Here is a 21,360-nt window from a genome sequence, read left to right as displayed (position 1 = left end):
CCATGCCGCCGAGCCCGCTGCTGCCTGCTGCTTGACTGCGGACGCCCGCATGGCTGCCGCCGGGCTGCGGGACGTTCGCTTGGGGCTGCTGCTGGGCGGCAGGGTGTCTGCTGGTGCTGCTTCTGGGCTTTGGGGGTTCGCTTGTTTTCGTGGTGCGGAAAACGCGCGTTGCGGGACAGGGGTGTTCGGGAACTTTATCGTTTGGTTCTATAACGGCATTCGGGTTCCCGGGGAAGGGCGTAAGAAAACTCACAGGGTTGAGTAATCGGGCCCCTTTCTTCGTCGCGGACTTGGTTCATCCGGCGGTTCGTCGCTCATTACGGTTCTTCTCCCCGTCCACGCCGTAGCGAAGGGGGAGTATGGTGACCGCCTCCGCAGCGGTGGAAGAACCGGCGTCCGCGATCGACGCGCCGGCCGGTCGGCGCGCGTCCCTGTGGGGCCGGGGCGGGCCGGTGCTCGTCGCGGCGTTCGCCGGGTTCCTGGTCTTCCATCGGCTCGGCACCCCGCACGCGCTCGTCTGGGACGAGACGTACTACGCCAAGGACGCCTGGGCGTTCCTGCACTACGGGGTCGAGCACAACTGGCGCGTCGGAACGAACGGCGAGCCCGCCAACTTGTATTTCATCGCCGGACACCCGGTGGCGGGGCTCGCGGGCGGTGGCGAATGGGCCGCGCATCCGCCGCTCGGGAAGTGGCTCATCGCCGCCGGAATGGCGGTCTTCGGCTCCGGCCCGTTCGGATTCCGGTGCGCGGCTGGTGCGGCGGGGGTGCTGGCGGTCCTGCTGCTGGCCCGCATCGCCCGGCGGCTGACCGGTTCGACCGTCCTCGGGTGCGCGGCCGGGCTGCTGCTCGCGCTGGACGGCTCGTGGCTGGTGTCCAGCCGCGCGTCCATGCTCGACATCTTCCTGCTCGTGTGGGTGCTGGCCGGGTTCGGCTGCCTCGTCGCCGACCGGGACAGGACGCGGGACGCCCTCTCCGCGCGTCCTGATTCCGGGCGGCTTGGCGGGCCGTTCGTCTGGCATGGGTGGCGTCTTGCCGCTGGGGTCTGCTTCGGCCTTGCCTGCGCCACGAAATGGTCCGGCGTCTACGTGCTCGTGTTCTTCTGGGTGCTGGCGCTGATCTGGGACGGGAACGCGCGCAAGGACGCCGGGGCCGTCCGGCCGTGGCGGGGCGTGTTCAAGCTCGACCTCCTGCCGTCGGTGATTCAGGTGTGGGTCGTCGCCGGGGTCGTCTATCTGGCCAGTTGGTGGGGCTGGTTCGCCTCTGGGACGCCCCTGCAGAAGGCACTCTTCGGGCAGAACGTCCCGGGGTTTCAGCGGCGGTGGGCCGAGGCGCATCCGAGCGGCCTGTGGCCGTCGTTCCTGGATCCGCTCCGGTCGCTGTGGCACTACCACGCGATGACTCTGGACTTCCACAGCGGCGTGACGCAGGCGAACCCTGCCCAGTCGTGGCCCTGGCAGTGGCCCGTCCTCGGGCATCCGGCCGTCATGTGGCGCACCTCCGTGCCGCAGGGACGGGACGGCTGCGGCGCCGCGAAGTGCGTCAGCGAGATCTCCCACCTGGGGACGCCCGCCATCTGGTGGTTCTCCGTCGTCGCGCTGCTCGGCATGGTGGTCTGCGCGTTCGCGGCGCGCGACTGGAGGGCCGCGGCGGTCGTGGGCGGCTACCTCGCGAGTTGGCTGCCCTGGTTCCCCGCCGCGCTCGCCGGCCGGACGATGTACTCCACCTACGCGCTGCCGATGCTGCCCTTCGCGATCCTCGCGATCGTCCTGCTCTTCGACGGCGTCTCCGCCCCCTACCGGGACCGGCCGGTGCCGCGCCTGCTGCTCGGCGCCACCGGCGCCGCCTACCTCGCGCTCGTCGCGGTGAACCTGGCCTACCTCCTGCCGATCCTCACGGGTCAGCCCGTCCCGGAGGCCGGCTGGCAGGCGCGCCTGTGGCTCCCCGGTTGGACGTGACCTCTCGCCGGCCCGCACATCCGCAGCAGCCCAGGGCCCGCAGCGACTCAGGTTCCGCAGCGACTCAGGTTGCGCAGCAGTTCAGAGAGGTGATCGACGATGAGGACCCCGGCCCGTTGGAGGCTCGGCGCCGTGACGGCCGCCGGGCTGGGCGCGCTTGTGACCGGGTCGCTGCCGGGCGGCGCGGCGCAGGCACGGGCGCAGGAGGCCGACGCCGTCCTGACCTACGCGTGCCGCCTGCCATCCGGGACGTCGCAGGAGGTCGGCGTCCGAGTCCGGGGGACGTTCCCCGCGACGGGGACGGCCGGGCGCCCGGTGCGGCCGGGGCGCGTCACGGCGACCATGACGATCCCGAAGGCCGCGGTGCCCGAGGTGGGCGCGCTCGGTGGTGCCGCCGTCGTCGGCGCCGCGGAGCTCGGCGTTTCCGTGCGGCAGAACGGGATGGCCGCCGCCGCGGCTTGGCCGGGGCTCACGACGCCCGCCACCCCGATCGCGGACGGCGCCGACCTGGTGCTGGCCGCGTCCGGGGACGTCCCGCCGGTCACGCCCGCCGGGACCGGAGACCTCACGTTCACCGCAGGGAAACTGGCGTTGGAGTTGAGCCCGCGCGACGTCCACGGCGGGGTCCCCAAGGACGCGAAAGCGCCGATCACCTTCGGGTGCGAGCCTTCCGGGGAGCACGTCCTCGCCACGGTGCCCGTGCCCGCCGGGACGGCTCCGGCGACGCCCGCACCGCCGAAGACCGCACCGCCGAAGACCGCACCGCCGAACGCCGCGCCGCCGAAGACAGGGAACCGGACCGCCGCCGAGGCGCCCGGCGGGACCCCGGCCGAGTGCGGGAAGTTCACCGGGCCCAACGACGACTGGTACTCCGGCTGCGTCTACCTGTCCGGGTTCTCCAATGTCACCAAGCTCAAGGGCGCCGCGATCCTCAACGACCCGGAGTTCGGCCGCCCCGCCCTCACCAACCTCGTCTACTCGCTCACCGACACCGGCGCCTCCGTCCGGCAGCGGTTCGTCTCACCGCTTCGGTCGCGGTCGACGTTCCTGACCTTCGGTTTCATGCCGACGACCGCGACGATGGAGATGACGCAGCGTCCCCTGAAACCCGGCGAGGACTACGGGACGTTCGAGGCCGTCAGCGACATGCAGACGGGCATCCAGTCCGTCAACGCCCACATGCGGATGTCGATCCGCATCTCGGACGTCTCCGTCAACGGGACGCCGCTGGACGTCGGCGAGAACTGCCGCACCGCGACGGACGCCGACATCGTCCTCAAAGGCCAGATGACCAGCGTGCTGGAAGGCGGGACGCTCGACGGCTCGTTCCGCATCCCGCGCTTCACCGGATGCGGCGCCGGCGAGGACCTCGGCCCGCTGTTCAACGGCACCGTCTCCGGCCCCGGGAACCTGCTGCGCGTCAGCCTGGGCGCCACCTGCATCCCGGACGCCGACATCAGCTGCCCACCAGCCGTCCCCACCCCCGCACGCACCACCCCACCCCCTACCCACTGATGACAACCACATCGGTTGGACGAGCGGCCGTTGCGCGACTGGCTGCTGCGCGACTGCCTGTTGGATGACACGGAGGGAACGTTGTGACCGATTCGCGACCGAAGGACCAGTGGCGTCGCTGGATTGCCGAGAACCTGTTGCTCGGCAATCCGCCGGAGGTGATTCGCGCGGCGCTGGGCAGTAACGGGTTCACCGAGGAAGAGGCCGCTCGCGAGGTGGCCGGTGCGCTGGCGAGCCCCTACGTGCTGGGTGCGACCCGCGTGGCCAACCGGCTTCGCAAGCGCGAGTGGACGCTGACCGTCTACGGGCGGCTCGCCCGGATGCGCGCGGACGGTGGTGAGATCGTCCGGCGGGAGCGGCTCTCCCGGGACGAGTTCTTCGAGGAGTACTACTTCCAGAACCGTCCCGTCATCATCACCGGAATGCTCAAGTCGTGGCCCGCGCTCACGAAGTGGGACTTCGACTATCTGCGCGAGACGTGCGGAGGCAACGAGGTCGAGGTGCAGTTCGGGCGCGAGTCCGACGAGAACTACGAGATCAACGGGCCGAAGCACAAGAGGCTCATGCCGTTCCGCGAGTACGTCGACATGGTCGAGGCGGCCGGGACGACCAACGACTTCTACATGACGGCCAACAACGCGTCCCGAAACCAGCAGGCGCTGGACGTCCTGTGGGACGACATCGACCCGATCTCCGAATACCTCGATGGCGACGACGTCAGGGGGCGCAGTTTCTTCTGGCTCGGTCCGCCCGGCACGAAGACGCCCTACCACCATGACCTGACCAACAACTTCATGGCGCAGGTGATGGGCCGCAAGAAGGTCAGGATGGTGCCGATGCACGACACCGCCCACGTCTACAACACGCTGCACTGCTACTCGGAGGTCGACGGAAGCGACGTCGACTACGACAGGTTCCCCGCCATGCGCAAGGCACAGGTGCTGGAGTGCACGCTCGCTCCAGGGGAGCTGCTGTTCATCCCGATCGGGTGGTGGCACTACGTCGAGGGCCTCGACGCCACGATCACGATGAGCTTCACCAACTTCCTGAAGTACAACGACTTCGCCTCGGACTACACCACCTACCAACACCTCTGATCTTTTCGCGCCCGTGATTCGAGCGCCGGATGACAAAGCTCGGAAATGTTGTCGTCCGGCGATCGAATGCTGCCCGGCAAAGGGCGGAGAAGTGTTGGAATGTGCGCACTCGACGACACTTTTCAAAAGCCGTTGGACGGTGAGCGTGAAGGTCGTCCTTTTTGTCAGTCGACCGTGGAGACTCGCCCGAGGGCGGCCGGTAATTTACCGCCTCGAAACGTACGGGAAATCTGGTTCCGGACGAAAGGCAGAAAGTTGGACGACAAGCTCGGTTCGCGCAAGCGGCGCACGGCCAAGGGCCTCGCGACCGCGGCCATCGGGGGCCTCGGCCTCTCCCTGCTCGGCGTCGTCGGCGCCGGCCCCGCCCTGGCGGACCCGATCCACCAGACGCTGAACTTCCACTGCGTCTTCCCGCTGATCGGCAACCAGCCGCTCACGGTCGACATCGACAGCGACTTCCCGTCCAGCATCAAGGTCGGGGAGCTGTCGCCGCCGTTCCACATCAAGTCGACGGCGCACATCACCGGCACCATCACCAACGGCCTGCGCGCGGTGAAGGCCGTCACGCTGGAGGGCACGGCCTCCGCCGACTCGGTCGTGTCGGTGCCCGAGGACCCGAACCTGCCGGTCGCGACGGACGTCGTCATCAACAAGGTCGACATCCCGCAGCAGGCCGGGGCGACCTGGGACCTGGTCGCCGAGGGCGACGCGCCGCAGCTGGTGTTCAGCCAGACCGGCGAAGGCAAGATCACCATCGTCGGGCTGACGCAGCACATCAACCCGAAGAAGGCCGACGGCACCGAGGTGTGGGCCGGCGGCAAGGACGTGACCTGCACCAAGGACCCGGGGCAGGACGAGCCGTTCGCCCACTTCACCATCACCGACGGCGGCACTCCCACCCCGACGCCGACGCCCACGCCGACTCCCACTCCCACGCCGACTCCCACTCCCACGCCGACCCCGACGCCCACGCCTACCCCGACTCCGACCCCCACTCCCACGCCGACGCCCACCCCAACGCCGACGCCCACCCCCACGCCCACCCCGACTCCGACCCCCACCGGTGGTGAGCACTACGACTTCACCCTGTCCGGTGAGACGTTCGTGAAGGCGCCGAACGGCAAGGCGCCCCTGACCGGTTCCGTCGGGGCGGACCTGAACCTGGACACGGGCGCCGTCTCCGCGGACCTGAAGCTCGCCCCGACCAAGGGCAACTTCCAGATCCTCGGCTTCCTGCCGGTGACCGCCGACATCGGCCTCGTCACGCAGGGCCCGACCACCGGCCTCTACAAGGACGGCCAGCTCACGACCAACAGCAAGGTCATCACCAAGCTGACGTCGTTCAACGTGTTCGGCGCCATCCCGATCGGCGGCGGTGAGAACTGCCAGACGACCGAGCCGTCCGACGTCCAGCTCCAGTCGCCCGCGGGCGAGTTCTTCGACCCGGGCGTCGGCGGCAAGATCAGCGGGCGGTACTCGCTGTCGTCGATCGACCAGTGCGGGCCGCTGACCGGCATCCTCAACCTCTTCACCGCCGGTGACGGCAACACCATCGACCTGACCCTCACGCCCAAGGCGTGACGGCGGCGGTGAGCTGACGGTCAACCAGGGCGGGCCCCCGCCGCGCCGCGAAACGCGGACCGCCGCGGGTGCGGCGGGGCCCGTCCCCCACGAGGCGAGGTCGACAGGTGACGAAGAAGAAGAGAACGGGCGCCGCCCTGGCCCTGGCCGCCGCCCTGCTGGCGTCGAGCCTCGCCGGCGCGGGCCCCGCCGCGGCGGGGCCGGCCACCCTCGGGCTGGACTACCACTGCACGTTCCCGCTCCTCGGGCCTCAGCCGGTGCACGTGGAGCTCAGCGCGGACGTCCCTGACCGGGTCACGGTCGGCGAGGTCATGCCGGGGATCGTCGTCGACTCGGTGTCGGCGGTGGGCGCGGAGTCCGCGCGGGGCCTGCGGGCGCTGTACGCGACGACGCTGGAGGGTCACGCGCTGGCCGACGCGACGCTGACCGTCCCCGAGATGCCGGACGGCCTGCCCGTCGAGGTCGACTCCGCGCTGGACGGGACGCCCATCCCGGCGTCCGGCGGCTTCACCGTGAAGGGGCGCGGGACGGCGCCCGACCTGACGTTCACGCAGGCCGGGCCCGGCAAGGTCACCGTCGGGAACCTCGTCCTGACCCTGACCCCGCGGACGGACGACGGCGGCGCCTCCGGGCTCGGCACGTTCGAGTCCGAGTGCACGCAGGACCCGGGGCAGGCCAACGTCCTCGCCTCCTTCGAGATCGTGGACAAGGACGGCGGGCCGGGGGCGGCGCCGTACTCCTACACGCTCAAGGGGTCCTCCACGATCAAGGCGTCCGGCGGGACGTTCCCGCTGACGGGCGCCCTGGACGCGAAGGTCGACGGCGGCGCGGTGACCGGCGGCCTCACGCTCGACCCGTCCAAGGCCCGGTTCCAGATGCTCGGCTTCCTGCCCGTGACGGCCGACGTCACGTTCGCCGCCGAAGGCGGGACGACCGGGACGTACAAGGACGGCGTCCTCACCACCACCTCAAAGATGTCCGCGCGCTTCCCCACGTTCACGGTGTTCGGCTTCCTGCCGGTCGGTGGCGGCGACGCGTGCCGGACGTCCAAGCCGTCCGGCATCACGCTGACCTCCGCCGCCGGGTTCGACCCGAAGGCGGGCGGCGCCCTCACCGGCGTCTACGAGCTGGCGCCGATCGACGGCTGCGGCGCCCTGACCGGCGTGCTCGGCTCCTCCCTCGCCGGGCCTGGCAACGCGATCACCATGACGCTCACCCCGAAGCCCAGCGCCCAGACGCCGAGCAGCCCGAAGAAGACGAGCTAGGAGCAGGCGATGCCGAAACACAACTACCGGCGCACGGCGCTCCTCGCCTTCGCGCTCGTGCTGCTGGCCGCGCTCTGCGCCGTCCCCGGCTCGACCACGCCCGCTTCGGCGGCGCCGGTGACCGATCCGGGGCCCGCCGGGGACGCCTTCTACACGCCGCCTTCGCCGCTGCCGTCCGGGTCCCCGGGTGACGTCATCCGGGCGCGTCCGGCGAAGGCGGGGCCGCCGGCGGCGCGGTCGCTCGCCGACGCCTGGCAGGTCATGTACCTGTCGACCAATGCGCTCGGCAAGCCGACCGCCGTCACGGGGATCGTCCTCGTGCCGAAGAAGGCGGACGCGGCGAAGGCTCCGATCGTCGGGTTCGGCCCGGGGACCAGCGGCCCGGCGTTCCGGTGCGCGCCGTCCAGGTTCATCGACCAGGGCGCCTTCTACGAGCAGGCCGCGCTGAACGAGATGCTCGGGAAGGGCTACGCGGTCGCCGTCACCGACTACGAGGGCTACCACGAGAGCCCGGCGACGACCTACGTGGTCGACTCCATGGGCTACTCCGTCATCGACGCGGTCCGCGCGGCGCAGCGGCTCACCGAGACGGGCCTGTCGAAGGACGCGCAGGTCGCGTTCCGCGGCTACTCGCAGGGCGGCGCGGCCGCGATGTGGGCGGGGCAGAAGCAGCCGGAGTACGCGCCGGAGTTGAAGCTCGCGGGCGTCATCGGCGGCGGCGTGCCGTCCGACCTGGCCGCCGTGGGCCTGCCGCTGGAGGGGCAGGACCCGTTCGGCTTCCTCCTCTACTCGATGGTCGGCATGGACCACGCCTACCCCGAGCTGGACCTCGCGTCCTACCTCAACGACGCCGGCCGCGCCATGGTGGACGGCCTGGAGGGCGGCGCCTGCACGCTGGAGCTGCTGCTCGACTACAAGGGCAAGACGATCCCCGACTACTTCACCACCAGCCCGTTCGCGACCGAGGCGTGGCTGGACCGGGTGGCGGAGAACCAGCTCGGCGCGGAACCCGTGAAGGTCCCCGTCTTCCAGTACCACTCGGTCTCGGACGAGATCGTCGCGTACGGGCAGGCCAAGCAGCTCCGGGACGACTACTGCAGGCTCGGCGTCCCCGTCACCTGGAAGACGTGGGACGGCGTCGGCCACATCACCCTCGTCTACCGCGGAAATGAGGACGCGTCGGCGTTCCTCGCGGACCGCTTCGCGGGGAAGCCCGCCACCTCCAACTGCTGAACCCCGACCGCTGACGGCACGGTCACCCACCCCCCGAGAAGGAGACAACCATGGTTCGGCGATCCGTCGCCCTTGTGGCGCTGGCCTCGGCGGCCGCCTTGTCCGTGGCCGGATGCGGCTCGGAGAAGAAGGACGGCCCCGAGGTCGCCTGGGCGGGCAGGGCCTGCGGAGTCCTCACGAAGAGCGCCCCGATGCGGGTGCCGAAGCTGGACGGCGCGAGCGTGCTGAAGTCCAAGGCGTCGCTCGTCCAGCTCCTCGACGGCATCTCCGATCGGATGCGGGCGCTGGAGACGAGCCTGTCCGGGCTCGGCGCGCCACCCGTCGACAACGGCGACGCGCTGTTCTCCACCACCATGAACAACCTCACCCGCACGCACTCGACCGTCACCACCGCGTCCAAGAACCTCAAGCGCGCGAAGGTGACCGACAAGCGGTCGCTGCAACGGGCCGTCGACCAGATGGGCAGGGCGTTCGGGCAGTACAGCGGCTACCAGGGGCCCGAACAGGACCTCCGGAAGAACCCGAAGCTGGCCGCGGCCTTCGCCAAGGCACCGGCGTGCAAGAGATGAGCCCCCGTCAGGAGGTGCGGGCATGCCTTCCCTGGCCGCGTATCCGCTGAGCGCGCTGCGCGAGGCGGGCCGCATGTTCGCGCTCGGCGCCACCGTGTTCGGCATGGCGTTCCGGCGGCCGTTCCAGGTCCGCGAGTTCGTCGAGCAGTTCTGGTTCATCGCCAGCGTGACGATCCTGCCGACGGCGCTCGTGTCGATCCCGTTCGGCGCGGTGACGTCGCTGCAGGTCGGCTCCCTCACGCAGCAGTTCGGCGCGCAGTCGTTCACCGGCGCCGCCAGCGTCCTGGTGGTGATCCAGCAGGCCAGCCCGATGATCGTGGCGCTGCTGGTGTCGGGGGTGGCGGGCTCGACGATCTGCGCGGACATCGGCGCCCGGACGATCCGCGAGGAACTGGACGCGATGGAGGTGCTCGGCGTCTCGCCCGTGCAGCGGCTCGTCGTCCCGCGCGTCCTCGCGTGCGTCGCCGTGGCGTTCCTGCTGAACGGCCTCGTCTCGGTCGTCGGCGTCGCGGGCGGCTACTACTTCAACGTCATGATGCAGGGCGGGACGCCCGGCGCGTACGTGGCGAGCTTCTCCGCCCTCGCCCAGCTCCCCGACCTCTACGTCGGCGAGGCGAAGGCGCTGCTGTTCGGGTTCGTCGCCGGCATCGTCGCCGCCTACCGGGGCCTGAACCCGAGGGGCGGCCCGAAGGGCGTCGGCGACGTGGTGAACCAGTCGGTCGTCATCACGTTCCTCCTCTTGTTCCTGCTCAACCTCGTGATCACCGGGATCTACCTCCAGGTCGTCCCGCCGAAGGGAGGGTGAGCGTGAGCCTCGTCTCGCTGAGGGGGCGGGCCTCCGGCCCCGCCGGCTGGTTCGCGTGGCTGGACCGGCCCGGCGACCAGGGCGTCTTCTACGTCCGGGCGCTGCTGTGGACGCCGCGCGCCGTCCACCGCTACCGCCGGGAGGTGCAGCGGCTGCTCTCCGAGGTCGCGTTCGGCAGCGGCGGCCTCGGCGTGGTCGGCGGGACGATCGGCGTGATGGTCGCGATGACCCTCGCGACCGGCGTCGTCGTCGGCATGCAGGGCTACTCGGCCCTCCAGCAGATCGGGACCTCGGCGTTCACCGGGTTCGCGTCCGCCTACATCAACACCCGCGAGATCGCCCCCGTGGTGTCGGGCCTGGCGCTGTCGGCGACGGTCGGCGCGGGGTTCACCGCGCAGCTCGGCGCCATGCGCATCAGCGACGAGGTGGACGCCCTGGAGGTCATGGGCATCCCGTCGCTGCCGTACCTGGTGACGACCCGGATCGTCGCTGGCGCCGTCGCGATCCTCCCGCTGTACGCGATCGGGCTGCTGTGCGCCTACCTGGCGTCCCGGGAGGTCACGGTCTTGTTCAACGGGCAGTCGGCGGGCACCTACGACCACTACTTCGGGCTGTTCCTGTCGCCGGTGGACGTCGTCCTGTCGTTCCTCAAGGTGCTGGTGTTCAGCGTCCTGGTGATCCTGTCGCACTGCTACCACGGCTACCGCGCGGCCGGGGGACCGGCCGGGGTGGGGCGCGCCGTCGGCCGCGCGGTCCGCACGTCCATCGTCCTGATCAGCGTGAGCGACTTCTTCCTCAGCCTCGCGCTCTGGGGCACCAGCACGACGGTGAAGGTGGCCGGGTGAACGCCCGCGGGGCCGTGGGCAGGCGGCTGGCGGGGGTGGCGTTCCTGCTGGTTCCGGTGCTGCTGGTCTGGCTGTCGATCGCCGTCTACGGCAAGAGGTTCACCGGCGTCGCCTGGGTGACGCTGCGGACGGCGAGCGCGGGCAGCGAGATGCGCCCGCACGCGGACGTGAAGCTGCGCGGCGTGGTCGTCGGCGAGGTCCGCGAGATCTCCTCGGACGGCGGTGCCGCCACGCTGAGGCTCGCGATCCAGCCGGACAAGGTGCGGCTGCTGCCGCGCAACGTGTCGGCGCAGCTCCTGCCGACGACGCTGTTCGGGGCGCGGTTCGTCGCGCTCGTCCCGCCCGCGCGGCCGTCCCCCGAGCGGCTCACCGCCGGGAGCGTCATCAGCCAGGACCGGTCGGCGAACGCGATCGAGCTCCAGCAGGTGATGGACGACCTGTATCCGCTGCTCACGGCGGTCCGGCCGGCGGAGCTGGCGGCGACGCTCACCGCCGTCTCCCAGGCGCTGGACGGCCGCGGCGCCGACCTCGGCCGGACGATGGCCGAACTGGACGCCTACCTCAAGAAGATCAACCCGAGCGTGCCCGCCCTCAACCGCGACATCAGGCTGCTCGTCGAGGTGAGCCGCGGCTACACCGAGGCCGCGCCCGACATCCTCCAGGCGCTCCACGACTTCGCGTACACGAGCCGGTCGCTGGTCGAGCAGCGCAACGACCTCGCCCGGCTGTACGCGTCGGTGACGGACGCGTCCCAGGACCTGGGCGACTTCCTGCACGAGAACTCCGGCAACGTCATCCGGCTGTCGGCGGCGAGCCGCCCGACGCTCGAACTGCTGAGCAGGTACTCGCCCGAGTACCCGTGCACGCTGCGGATGCTGAGCGATTTCGTCCCGGTGATGGACAAGGTGCTCGGCAAGGGCACCGGCCGGCCCGGCCTGCACGTGAACGTCACGACGCTGCCGTCCAAGGGGCGGTACGTCCCGGGCAAGGACCGCCCGCGCTACACCGACCGGAGCGGCCCGCACTGCTACCCCGTGGGCGGAACCGCCGTTCCGAGGTCGGCGCCTCCGGGCGCGGCCACCCCCGTCGCGGTGGCGCCGGGCGCGCTCGGCCTGCCGAACTCGCCCGAGGAGAACCGCCTCGTCAACGAGCTGCTCGCACCCGGGCTCCAGGACGTCCCGGAGGCGTTGCCGGACTGGAGCAGCGTCCTCGTCGGGCCCGTCTACCGGGGCGCGGAGGTGAGGATCAAGTGAACCGGAGGGCTCGCGTGAACCGGACGGCTCGCGTGAACCGGGGCGGTTTGGCGAAGCCGCTGATCAAGTCGCTGGCGTTCGTCACGGTGACCGTGGTCGCGACCACGATGCTCGCGCTCAGCATCACCCGGACGGGCGGCGGCGACACCGTCTCCTACCGGGCGCGGTTCACCGACGCGTCCGGGCTGCGCGAGGGCGACGGCGTCCGGATCGCGGGCGTCGAGGTCGGCCGGGTCGGCGGCATCGAGGTCGTGGACCGCCGCGTCGCGCTCGTCTCGTTCTCCGTCGAGCGGGGGCGGCGGCTGCCCGCCTCGTCCACCGCGACGATCAAGTACCTGAACCTGATCGGGCAGCGGTACGTCGAGCTGGGGCGCGGCGCCGGGACCGGCGGGACGCTCAGGCCCGGCGCCACCATCCCCGTCGAGCGGACGGCGCCCGCGCTGAACCTGACGCAGCTCTTCAACGGTTTCCAGCCGCTGTTCCAGGCCCTGTCGCCGCAGGACGTGAACCGGCTGGCCGGGTCGATCGTGCAGGTGCTGCAGGGCGAGGGCGGGACGGTCGAGGGGCTGCTGTCCACGGTCGGGTCGCTGACGCGCGGCATCGCCGACAAGGACCGGGTCATCGGGCAGGTCGTCGACAACCTGAACGCCGTCCTCGACACGATCAACGGGCGCGGCGACGACCTCGGGAACCTGATCGGGACGCTGCGGCGGCTCGTGTCCGGGCTGGCCGCCGACCGCACGTCGATCGGCGAGGCGATCGGCGCGCTGGACGACCTCGCGAGCACCACCACCGGCCTGCTGCGCGACGGCCGCGAACCACTCAAACGCGACATCGCGCAGCTCGGGCGGCTGTCGGAGAACCTCGCGGACGACTCCCCGAAGGTCGAGTCGTTCCTGCGGCTGCTGCCGGTGAAGATGACCGCGATCGGGCGCATCGCCTCCTACGGGTCGTGGATGAACCTCTACCTCTGCGAGGCCGACCTCAGCGGCGCCGCCTACCGGCAGTACCCGGGCGAGGAGCATCCGCCGCCCACCGGTGTCCCGCTCACGGCCGAAAGGTGCGGCGCATGAAGAGACGTTCCTCCGCGGGCCGGCAGCGGCCGAAACCCGTCCTGCGGCTGAAACCCGTCCTGCGGCTGAAACCGGTCCGGGAGCGGAACCCGGTCGCCGTGGCGGTCGTGTCGCTCGCACTGATCACGGCGCTGGGCCTGCTGGCGTTCAACGCCCGGGACCTGCCGGTGATCGGCGGCGGCACCCGCTACACCGCCGAGTTCGGCGAGGCCGCCGGGCTGCGTCCCGGCAACGAGGTGCGGGTCGCCGGGGTGAAGGTCGGCGAGGTCACGGGCGTCCGGCTGGACGGCGCGAAGGTCGCCGTCGGGTTCCGGGTGCGCCGCACGTGGATCGGGGACGCCAGCACCGCCGCCATCGCGATCAAGACGCTGCTCGGCGACAAGTTCCTCGCCGTCGACCCGCTCGGCGCCCGCCCGCAGGACCCCGGCCGCCGCATCCCGCTCGACCGGACGACCTCCCCCTACGACGTGACGAAGGCGTTCGAGGACCTGGCGGGGACGGTCGGGCGGATCGACTCGGCCGAGCTCGCCGCGAGCCTGGACGCGATCTCCACGACGTTCTCCGGGACGGCGCCGAGCGTCCGGCGGGCACTGGACGGCGTCTCGGCCCTGTCGAAGACGATCTCGTCGCGGGACGCGGATCTGGCGCGGCTGCTCGCGAACACCCGGCAGGTCACCGGGACGATGGCGGGCCAGAGCGCGAACGTCGAGGCGCTGCTGCGGGACGGGAACCTGCTGCTCGGCGAGATCCGGCGCCGCCGCGAGGCGATCCACGCGCTGCTCACCGGCACGCAGGCGCTGTCGGAGCAGCTCATAGGGCTCGTGGACGACAACCAGCGGCAGCTCGACCCGACGCTCCGCGCCCTCGGCCGCGTCACCGACCTGCTGCGCAAGAACCAGGACGACCTCGACAGGGCGCTGAAGACGGCCGGCCCCTACACGCGGCTGCTCGGCAACACGCTCGGCAACGGGCGCTGGATGGACGGTTACCTGTGCGGGCTCGTCCCGAAGGAGTACGGGGCCAAGGCACCAGACAAAGGGTGCATGCCGCCAAAGCAGGTGACTTCCGGGGGGCCTGGGGGGTCGTCTCCCCAGATGAGAGGAGTGGGTGGGTGATGCTGCGCCGCTTGAGTACCCCGCTGGTCGCCGCCGGGCTCGCGTTGGCGGTCGCCGCCGGTGTCCTGGTCGCCCTGCGCGACCCGGGCGGGACCCGGATCACCGTGTACTTCCAGAGCGCCGTCGGCGTCTACAAGGGCTCGGACGTGCGGGTCCTGGGCGTGAAGGTCGGCACGGTCGAGTCCGTCCGGGCGGAGGGGACCCAGGTCCGGACGGTGATGACCGTCGACCGCGGTGTGGACGTCCCGGCCGGAGCGAAGGCCGTGGCGGTCGCGCCGAGCCTGGTGGCCGACCGGTACGTCCAGCTCACGCCCGCCTACACGGCCGGCCCGAAGATGACGGCCGGGGCGGTGATCCCGGCCGAGCGGACCGCGACGCCCATGGAGCTCGACAAGGTCTACGACAGCATCCGCAAGCTCGCCGCCGACCTCGGGCCCAAGGGCCTGAACAAGGACGGCGCGCTGTCGCGGCTCCTCGAAACGGGCGCGGAGAACCTGAGCGGCAACGGGCGCGACATCCGCACGACGACGGAGCGGATGGCGCAGGCGGCCAAGACGCTGTCCGGCTCGCAGAAGGACCTGTTCGCCACGATCCGCGGCCTCCAGACGTTCACGACGACGCTGAAGACGAACGACGGGCAGGTCAGGGAAGCGGAACGGCAGCTCGCCGACGTCTCCGGCTTCCTCGCCGACGACCGGCAGGAACTGGACGCCGCGCTGCGGGCGCTGGCGGAGGCGCTCGCCAGGGTCAAGGCGTTCGTGCACGACAACCGGCGGCAGATCGCCGGGAACGTCGGGAAGCTCGCCGGCATCACGCAGTTGCTGGTGAAGCAGCGCCGGTCGCTGGCGGAGGCCCTGGACGTCCAGCCGCTCAACGCCACGAACATCCTGAACGCCTACGACCCGGCGACGCGGTCGCTGATGGGGCGGCAGAACCTCGGCGAGCTGGCCCCGCCGCTGCCGGTGGCCGGGCCGCGGAAGGCGGCACCATGATCCGGCACGCCCTGACCCGGCACGCCCTGACCCGGCACGCCCTGACCCGGCACGCCGTGTGGGCGGCCCTCGCCTGCGTGGGCCTCGGCGGCTGCGGGTTCTCGGGTGCGGCGGACCTCCCGCTGCCCGGCGGCGCCGACCTCGGCGACCACCCGTACACGGTGCGGGCGCGGTTCGCGAACGTGCTGAACCTCGTCCCGCAGTCGGCGGTGAAGGTCAACGACGTCGCGGTCGGGCGGGTGGTGAAGGTCGCGCTGCCCCGGGACGGCTGGACGGCCGAGGTCACCATGAAGGTCGACGGCGATGTCCGGCTCCCCGCGAACGCCTACGCCGAGCTGCGCCAGTCGAGCCTGCTGGGGGAGAAGTTCGTGCAGCTCAGCGCCGGCCCGCCGGGCGGTGCCGAGGCCGGCGCCGGGCAGGGCGCACTGGCGGACGGGGCGGTGATCCCGGAGTCCCGGACGAACCGGAACCCCGAGGTCGAGGAGGTCTTCGGCGCGCTGTCGATGCTGCTGAACGGCGGCGGCATCGCGCAGCTCCGGACGATCAACGTCGAGCTGAACCGGGCGCTCGGCGGCAACGAGCCGCAGGTCCGGTCGCTGCTGGAGCAGGCCCGCGAGCTCGTCGGCGGCCTCGACGCGAACAGGCGGGGGATCACTGACGCCCTCGACGGCCTGAACCGGCTGTCGGCCACGCTGCGCGCCCGCGGGGACCAGATCGGCGTCGCCCTCGACGACATCGAACCCGGCCTCGCGGTGCTGGCCGAGCAGCGCGGGGCGCTCGTCCGGATGCTGCGGTCGCTGGACGAGCTGTCGCGGGCGGCGGTCACGACCGTCCGGCGGAGCAGGGACGACATGATCGCCGACCTGCGCGCCCTCGAACCGACGCTGCGCAGGCTCTCCGACGCCGGCCGCGACCTGCCGGACGCGCTGCAGGTGCTGGTGACGTATCCGTTCACCGACGCCGTCCTGCCCGCGGTGAAGGGCGACTACCTGAACGTGTACCTCCAGGTCACCGCCCGGCCGGGGACGCAGGTCGTCCCGCCGATCAAGCCCGCGCAGGGGGACTGATGCTGACCGCGGCCACCAGGGTCAAGAACCTCGTGTTCCTCGTCGCCGGCCTGCTCGCCATGGGCTACGTCGGCCTCTTCTACGCCGATCTCGGCGGGTACGCCGGCTACCGCGACTACTACGTCGTGCGGGCCGACCTCGCCGAGGCGGGCGGCCTCGCGGAGAACGCCGACGTCACCTACCGGGGCACCTCGGTCGGACGGGTCGGCGCGCTGCGCCTGACCGGCGACGGCGTGCTGGCCGACCTGAAGATCAAGAAGTCGGCGCCGCGGGTGCCGGCGCGCACGCGGGCCGTCGTCGCGAACCGGTCGGCGATCGGCGAGCAGTACATCGACCTGCGCCCGGCGACGAGCGCGGGCCCGTACCTGGCGGCCGGCTCGGTGATCCCGCGCTCGTCCACGGCGGTCCCGGCCCCGGTGACGGACCTGCTCACCAGCGTGAACGCGCTCGCCTCGTCCGTCCCCACCGACGCGCTGCGGACGGTCGTCGGGGAGCTGGGCCAGGCGTTCGCCGGGCAGGGCCCCAACCTCCAGGCCCTCCTGGACGGCACGCGGTCGCTGACCCGCGCCGCGAACGAGAACGCCGGGCCCACCACCGCGCTCATCGGCGACGGCGAGACCGTCCTGCGCACCCAGGACCAGGAGGCCGCGTCGTTGAAGGCGTTCGGCCGCAACGCGCGGCTCCTTGCCGAGCAGCTCCGCGAGTCCGACCCGGCCTTCCGGAAGCTGGTGTCGGCCGCGCCGGGCGCGGCGGGCGAGTTCCGGACGCTGGTGCGCGACCTCGACCCGTCCCTCAGCGTCCTGGTCGCGAACCTGCTCACCACGTCCGAACTGCTGGAACCCCGGGCGGACGGCCTGGAGCAGCTCCTGGCGAAGCTGCCCGCGGCGGTCTCCACCGGCATGTCGGTCGCCCAGGGCGGGAGGCTCAACTTCGGGATGGTCACGACGTTCTTCAACCCGGCGGACTGCACGAGCGGCTACGGCGGCACGAAGTACCGCAACGGTCTCGACACCTCGCCCGCCCCCGCGCTCAACACCGCCGCCCGCTGCGCTCTGCCGCCGTCCAGCGGCGTCAACGTGCGCGGCGCGGGCAACGCTCCGCGCCGTCCGGTCCCGGCTCCGGCGCGGGCCGGCTCGGTGCTCTCCGCCGCATCCCCCGGCCTGCCGGGGGCGCTTGCACTGCCCGGTGTCGCGGACGGCCCCACCGGCATGAGCGGCCTGCTCGGCGTCGAGGCGGCAGGCGAATGACCGCGATGACCGGGCGGAAGGCCCGGAGGCGGCGGGGCGGACTCCTCGCCGGGTGGGGGGTGGCCGGGTGGACGGCGGTCGCGGCCGCCGTCGTGGCCCTTGCCTGGTCGGGCTGGACGGCCTGGCACGGTGGGCCGGACGCGCGGAGCGGGCCCGAGCGCGCGCGGGACGTCGTGCTGCGGAGTGCGCGGGAGCAGATCGCCGCACTCAACTCGATGGATCCCGCACGGGTGGACGCGGGGCTGCGCGCCTGGCGGGACGCCTCCACCGGCGCCCTGCACGACCAGCTCGCCCGGGACGAGCCCCAGAACCGCGCCAAGATCGGCCAGTCGCGGACCACCGCCGCGGCGACCGTCACCGGAGCCGCCGTCACGTCGCTCGACGTCCGGGAGGGCAAGGCGAAGGTCATCGCGTCCGTGCAGGTGAAGCTGGCTTTGAGGGACGGCGCGCCCACCTTGCAGCGCAAGCGGTTCGAGGCGGGGACGGTTCGCACGCCGTCCGGGTGGAGGCTCGAATCGCTCACCGCGATCCCGGTCGGTGCGCGATGAGGCGGCCGCGCCGGCTCACCCGGCCGTTCTCCGTCGCGCTTGCCCTCGCCGTGCTCGCGCTGGCCCTGCGTCCCGCCGCCGGGCCGGCGCGCGACCTCCTGGACGGCGAGGAGAACCCGCGCGACACCGCCGTCCTGGACGACGTCGCCACCACCGAGGTGATCGGGGACGTGTCGACGGCTCTCGCGCGGGTGTTCAGCTACGCGCCGGACGACGTCGCCGCCGCCGAGCAGGCCGCGGGACGGGAGCTCTCCGGCCGGGCGCTGGACGAGTACCGGCGGCTCTTCGTGCAGGTCAGGCGGCAGGCTCCGGCGCAGCGCGTCACGCTGACCACCCGCGTCGCGCGCGCCGGAGTCGTCTCGCTGACCGGCGACACCGCCCGGCTCCTGGTCTTCCTCGACCAGACCGCCACCCGCGCGGGCGCACCGGACGGGACGCCCGCCGCCGCGCAGCTCATGGTGACCGCGCACCGCGCCCGCGGCCACTGGACGATCACCGCTCTCACCTCGGTCTGAGAGGGCCCGCATGCCAGACGAGAAACCCCGACGCTCAGCCCGGACCCCGCTCAGACCGGATGACACTCCGCAGCGGACGGCGGGCGCTCTGCTTGTTCTTGCCTTGCTGTTCGCCGTCTGGGCGGGCTGGGCCTGGTACTCGGCGGCGCATGACGATGCCCGTGCCTACTCCCGCGTGCGCGACGACGTCCTGGAGGCGGGGGAGCAGGGCGTCCAGAACCTCAACACGCTCGACTACCGCTCCCTCGGACCCGGCTTGAAGACCTGGCAGGACTCCACCACCGGGGACCTGAACCGGCAGATCGCGCAGGGCCGTCCGGACTTCGAGCGGCGGGTCGCCAAGGCGCGGACGATCACCAGGGCCCGCATCCTGGACGCCGCCGTCGCCGAGCTGGACGAGCGCTCCGGCAGGGCCCGGATGCTGGTCGCCGTCGAGATCACCGTCACCCCGCCGGACGGGGACCCGGCGACCAGGCAGAGCCGCCTTATCGGCGAGCTGACCAGGACGTCCGGCGGCTGGAAGCTCAGCCGGCTGGGCCAGGCACCCGCGGAGGGCATGTGACATGACGGGAGTTTCGTGAAATGGCCGGACAGACCGTAGGGATCACCGCGTGGTGGCGGGCCCGCGCGTCCTCGCCCGTCGTGCTCGGCCTCGCCGCCGTCCTGGTCGCCGCGCTCGGCGCGGGGGCGCTCCGGCAGGCGGACGGCCTGCGCGACGACCCGTCGGCGCGCAACACCGCCCTCACCGACGGCGCCGCCACCAGCGAGGTCAAGGGCGCCGTCGCCGACATGATCGGGAGGGTGTTCTCCTACGACTACGCCGATCCCGGGCGGACGTCGGAGGCCGTCCGCGCGTCCCTCACCGGCGACGCCGTCCGCCAGTACGAGGCGGTCTTCGGGAAGGTCCGCGAGGACGCCCCGAAGGCGAAGACCGTGCTCAGCACCCGCGTCACCGACAGCGCCGTCACCACCCTGACCGGGGACCGCGCCGCCGTCCTCGTCTTCGCCGACCAGCAGACCACCCGCACCGGTGACGGCGCGAGCACCCACGCCCCCGCCGTGCTCACCGTCACCGCCGCCCGCCACGACGGCCACTGGAAGATCACCGCACTCGACACCTTCACCCCCAAGAAGGAGTAACCCGGGCGGGCCCGCCTCCGCATATTGAGGTCGGCCTGGGACGGTGAATTCGTCCGGCTCTCATCCGCAGGGTGGGAGCCGGTTTCTCTTTGTCGCCGTGCGGGCCTTGCCCGTCGTTGGCCGCCCGCTGAGCTGGAGATTTGTTAGATGACTCCAGGAAAGAGCGCGGAACAGGTTATTTCGGCGACAACCCTTCTTCTGGGGGTTCCGCGAAGCTGGGGAAGCGTTCCGCGGCTCGGCGGGCGTTCGGCAGGGGGGAACGGCGCATGGCGCGAAGCGGGTTGGACGTGGGCGCGTTCGAGGCGGTGCCCGTTTGGGTGGGGCGGCGGCTGCGGCAGCACGTGGACCGGGCGGCGGACGGGCTGCTGGCCGAGCTGCGCCGGGGCGACCCGCAGATCGGCGAGGAGGAGGCCGGGCGCGCCCGCGCCGGGATCGCCGCGGGGATGCGGCACTTCTGCGACCTCGTCGAGGACCCGGGCGCGGGCTGGGAGCGGGTCGCCGCGTTCTACCTGCGGGTCGGGCGGCACCTGGCGCGCGACGGCCGCGACCCCGTGGAGACGCACCAGGCGCTGCGCCGGTCCGCGCTCGTCGCGTGGCGGACGCTCGGCGCCGTCCCCGGCGGCCTCGACCTCGACCGCGCCGCGCTCAGCCTCGTCGTGGACGCCCAGTTCTGCTACATGGACGCCGTCGCGGAGGTGCTCGCCGCCGGGTACTCCGCGGAGGTCGCCGAGCGCCGGGACCGCCGCGAGGAACCGGGCCGGCGGCGGCGCGGCGCGCGGCTGCTGCGGCTGCTCCTGGCAGAGCCGCCCGCCGACCCGGCGCGGATCGCGGCCCTCGCGGCGGACGCGCGCTGGCCGCTGCCCGCGACCGTCGCCGCCGCGGCCGCCCGGCCGCGGCGTCCGGGCCCGGCGCGGGCGCCGCTCGCGCTCCCGGACGGGCTGCTGGCCGACCTCGCCGCGCCGGAGCCGTGCCTGATCGTCCCCGGCCCGGACGGGAGGGGGCCCGGCCTGCTGCCCGAGGCGCTGCTGCGCGAGTGGATGGTGGCGCTCGGCCCCGCCGTCCCCGTCGAGCGCGCCGCCGGCTCGCTGCGCTGGGCGCGCGAGACCCTCGCCCTCGCGACCCGCGGCGTCATCCCGGACGGCGGGCTGATCCGCAGCGCCGAGCACGTTCCCGTGCTCGTGGTGTCGCGGGCGGGGGAGCTGATCGACGACGCGGCCGCCGTCCGGCTCGCGCCGCTGCTGGCCCTCCCGCCGCCCCGGAGGGAGAGGCTCGCCGAAACGCTGCTGGCCCTGCTGGAGCACAATTTCAACGCCGCCGACGCGAGCCGCAGGCTGCGCGTCCATCCGCAGACCGTCCGCCATCGCCTGCGCGCTTTGAAGGACCTTTTCGGGGACGAACTGCGTGACCCGCGGCGGTGCCTGGAAATGGAGCTGATCCTGCACGCGCGAATGGTCAACGGCGACCTCGGCCGGGCGTCCGCGCGCTGATCTGCGGGCTTTGTCACTCCGCTGACAAACACGGTTTCCGAAACGCTGCGTCGCG

Annotated in this window: 20 protein-coding genes; all 20 read left to right on the top strand. The window is 72.2% G+C overall.

Annotated elements, in window-relative coordinates:
* Positions 1-362 precede the first annotated feature (362 nt).
* The 20 genes from BJY14_RS18420 to BJY14_RS18325 all read left to right on the top strand — a co-directional run bounded on the left by BJY14_RS18420 (position 363) and on the right by BJY14_RS18325 (position 21,305).
* Positions 363-1,958: a dolichyl-phosphate-mannose--protein mannosyltransferase gene (locus BJY14_RS18420; protein WP_179844750.1), complete on the top strand. Its 1,596-nt coding sequence runs from the start codon at positions 363-365 to the stop codon at positions 1,956-1,958.
* Between the two features lie 99 nt (positions 1,959-2,057).
* Positions 2,058-3,473, top strand: coding sequence for a DUF6801 domain-containing protein (locus BJY14_RS18415; protein ID WP_179844749.1), 1,416 nt, complete (start codon positions 2,058-2,060; stop codon positions 3,471-3,473).
* Between the two features lie 83 nt (positions 3,474-3,556).
* Positions 3,557-4,570, top strand: coding sequence for a cupin-like domain-containing protein (locus tag BJY14_RS18410; RefSeq protein WP_179844748.1), 1,014 nt, complete (start codon positions 3,557-3,559; stop codon positions 4,568-4,570).
* Positions 4,571-4,825: 255 nt separating this feature from the next.
* Complete coding sequence (locus BJY14_RS18405; RefSeq protein WP_179844747.1) at positions 4,826-6,151, top strand: DUF6801 domain-containing protein; 1,326 nt, start codon at positions 4,826-4,828, stop codon at positions 6,149-6,151.
* 107 nt (positions 6,152-6,258) lie between these two features.
* Positions 6,259-7,416 carry a DUF6801 domain-containing protein gene (locus BJY14_RS18400; RefSeq protein ID WP_179844746.1) on the top strand — a complete coding sequence of 386 codons (1,158 nt, stop codon included), beginning with the start codon at positions 6,259-6,261 and terminating at the stop codon, positions 7,414-7,416.
* A 9-nt stretch (positions 7,417-7,425) separates the two neighbouring features.
* Entirely contained in the window at positions 7,426-8,649 is a 1,224-nt protein-coding gene (locus tag BJY14_RS18395; RefSeq protein WP_179844745.1) for a lipase family protein, read from the top strand.
* A gap of 50 nt (positions 8,650-8,699) precedes the next feature.
* Positions 8,700-9,218: a hypothetical protein gene (locus tag BJY14_RS18390; protein ID WP_179844744.1), complete on the top strand. Its 519-nt coding sequence runs from the start codon at positions 8,700-8,702 to the stop codon at positions 9,216-9,218.
* A gap of 22 nt (positions 9,219-9,240) precedes the next feature.
* Positions 9,241-10,023 carry an MlaE family ABC transporter permease gene (locus tag BJY14_RS18385; protein ID WP_179844743.1) on the top strand — a complete coding sequence of 261 codons (783 nt, stop codon included), beginning with the start codon at positions 9,241-9,243 and terminating at the stop codon, positions 10,021-10,023.
* Between the two features lie 2 nt (positions 10,024-10,025).
* Positions 10,026-10,868: an MlaE family ABC transporter permease gene (locus tag BJY14_RS18380; RefSeq protein ID WP_312879299.1), complete on the top strand. Its 843-nt coding sequence runs from the start codon at positions 10,026-10,028 to the stop codon at positions 10,866-10,868.
* Positions 10,865-12,121 (top strand): MCE family protein, encoded by a 1,257-nt coding sequence (locus BJY14_RS18375; RefSeq protein WP_179844742.1) that lies wholly within the window; start codon positions 10,865-10,867, stop codon positions 12,119-12,121. The genes BJY14_RS18380 and BJY14_RS18375 overlap by 4 nt, the downstream gene beginning before the upstream one ends.
* Positions 12,122-12,135: 14 nt before the next feature.
* Entirely contained in the window at positions 12,136-13,194 is a 1,059-nt protein-coding gene (locus tag BJY14_RS18370; RefSeq protein ID WP_312879298.1) for an MCE family protein, read from the top strand.
* Positions 13,191-14,309, top strand: a complete 1,119-nt coding sequence (locus BJY14_RS18365) for an MCE family protein (protein WP_179844741.1) — start codon at positions 13,191-13,193, stop codon at positions 14,307-14,309. The genes BJY14_RS18370 and BJY14_RS18365 overlap by 4 nt, the downstream gene beginning before the upstream one ends.
* An 11-nt stretch (positions 14,310-14,320) precedes the next feature.
* The gene (locus BJY14_RS18360) at positions 14,321-15,301 is read left to right on the top strand and encodes an MCE family protein (protein ID WP_246395973.1); all 981 of its coding nucleotides are present in this window, start codon (positions 14,321-14,323) and stop codon (positions 15,299-15,301) included.
* On the top strand, positions 15,298-16,368 hold the full coding sequence (locus tag BJY14_RS18355) for an MCE family protein (protein ID WP_179844740.1): 1,071 nt from the start codon (positions 15,298-15,300) through the stop codon (positions 16,366-16,368). Before BJY14_RS18360 ends, BJY14_RS18355 begins: the two co-directional genes overlap by 4 nt.
* Positions 16,368-17,615: an MCE family protein gene (locus tag BJY14_RS18350; protein ID WP_179844739.1), complete on the top strand. Its 1,248-nt coding sequence runs from the start codon at positions 16,368-16,370 to the stop codon at positions 17,613-17,615. Before BJY14_RS18355 ends, BJY14_RS18350 begins: the two co-directional genes overlap by 1 nt.
* Positions 17,612-18,163 (top strand): hypothetical protein, encoded by a 552-nt coding sequence (locus tag BJY14_RS18345; RefSeq protein ID WP_218905482.1) that lies wholly within the window; start codon positions 17,612-17,614, stop codon positions 18,161-18,163. Before BJY14_RS18350 ends, BJY14_RS18345 begins: the two co-directional genes overlap by 4 nt.
* Positions 18,160-18,678 (top strand): hypothetical protein, encoded by a 519-nt coding sequence (locus BJY14_RS18340; RefSeq protein ID WP_179844738.1) that lies wholly within the window; start codon positions 18,160-18,162, stop codon positions 18,676-18,678. The genes BJY14_RS18345 and BJY14_RS18340 overlap by 4 nt, the downstream gene beginning before the upstream one ends.
* 103 nt (positions 18,679-18,781) lie before the next feature.
* Positions 18,782-19,240, top strand: coding sequence for an Rv1363c family protein (locus tag BJY14_RS18335; RefSeq protein ID WP_218905481.1), 459 nt, complete (start codon positions 18,782-18,784; stop codon positions 19,238-19,240).
* Between the two features lie 20 nt (positions 19,241-19,260).
* On the top strand, positions 19,261-19,818 hold the full coding sequence (locus tag BJY14_RS18330; RefSeq protein WP_179844737.1) for a nuclear transport factor 2 family protein: 558 nt from the start codon (positions 19,261-19,263) through the stop codon (positions 19,816-19,818).
* 266 nt (positions 19,819-20,084) lie between these two features.
* Positions 20,085-21,305: a helix-turn-helix domain-containing protein gene (locus BJY14_RS18325; RefSeq protein WP_179844736.1), complete on the top strand. Its 1,221-nt coding sequence runs from the start codon at positions 20,085-20,087 to the stop codon at positions 21,303-21,305.
* The last annotated feature ends 55 nt before the right edge of the window (positions 21,306-21,360 follow it).

This window comes from Actinomadura luteofluorescens, assembly GCF_013409365.1.
In the GTDB taxonomy this organism is placed as follows: domain Bacteria; phylum Actinomycetota; class Actinomycetes; order Streptosporangiales; family Streptosporangiaceae; genus Spirillospora; species Spirillospora luteofluorescens.
Note: the sequence above shows the minus strand (reverse complement) of the source record. Positions and strands in the feature narration are given on the sequence as shown.

What these genes read in the sequence shown, in the direction of transcription:
- BJY14_RS18415 (WP_179844749.1), top strand. Translation starts at nt 2,058, where the DNA reads ATGAGGACCCCGGCCCGTTGGAGGCTCGGCGCCGTGACGGCCGCCGGG.
- BJY14_RS18395 (WP_179844745.1), top strand. Translation starts at nt 7,426, where the DNA reads ATGCCGAAACACAACTACCGGCGCACGGCGCTCCTCGCCTTCGCGCTC.
- BJY14_RS18390 (WP_179844744.1), top strand. Translation starts at nt 8,700, where the DNA reads ATGGTTCGGCGATCCGTCGCCCTTGTGGCGCTGGCCTCGGCGGCCGCC.
- BJY14_RS18385 (WP_179844743.1), top strand. Translation starts at nt 9,241, where the DNA reads ATGCCTTCCCTGGCCGCGTATCCGCTGAGCGCGCTGCGCGAGGCGGGC.
- BJY14_RS18365 (WP_179844741.1), top strand. Translation starts at nt 13,191, where the DNA reads ATGAAGAGACGTTCCTCCGCGGGCCGGCAGCGGCCGAAACCCGTCCTG.
- BJY14_RS18355 (WP_179844740.1), top strand. Translation starts at nt 15,298, where the DNA reads ATGATCCGGCACGCCCTGACCCGGCACGCCCTGACCCGGCACGCCCTG.
- BJY14_RS18350 (WP_179844739.1), top strand. Translation starts at nt 16,368, where the DNA reads ATGCTGACCGCGGCCACCAGGGTCAAGAACCTCGTGTTCCTCGTCGCC.
- BJY14_RS18345 (WP_218905482.1), top strand. Translation starts at nt 17,612, where the DNA reads ATGACCGCGATGACCGGGCGGAAGGCCCGGAGGCGGCGGGGCGGACTC.
- BJY14_RS18340 (WP_179844738.1), top strand. Translation starts at nt 18,160, where the DNA reads ATGAGGCGGCCGCGCCGGCTCACCCGGCCGTTCTCCGTCGCGCTTGCC.
- BJY14_RS18330 (WP_179844737.1), top strand. Translation starts at nt 19,261, where the DNA reads ATGGCCGGACAGACCGTAGGGATCACCGCGTGGTGGCGGGCCCGCGCG.
- BJY14_RS18325 (WP_179844736.1), top strand. Translation starts at nt 20,085, where the DNA reads ATGGCGCGAAGCGGGTTGGACGTGGGCGCGTTCGAGGCGGTGCCCGTT.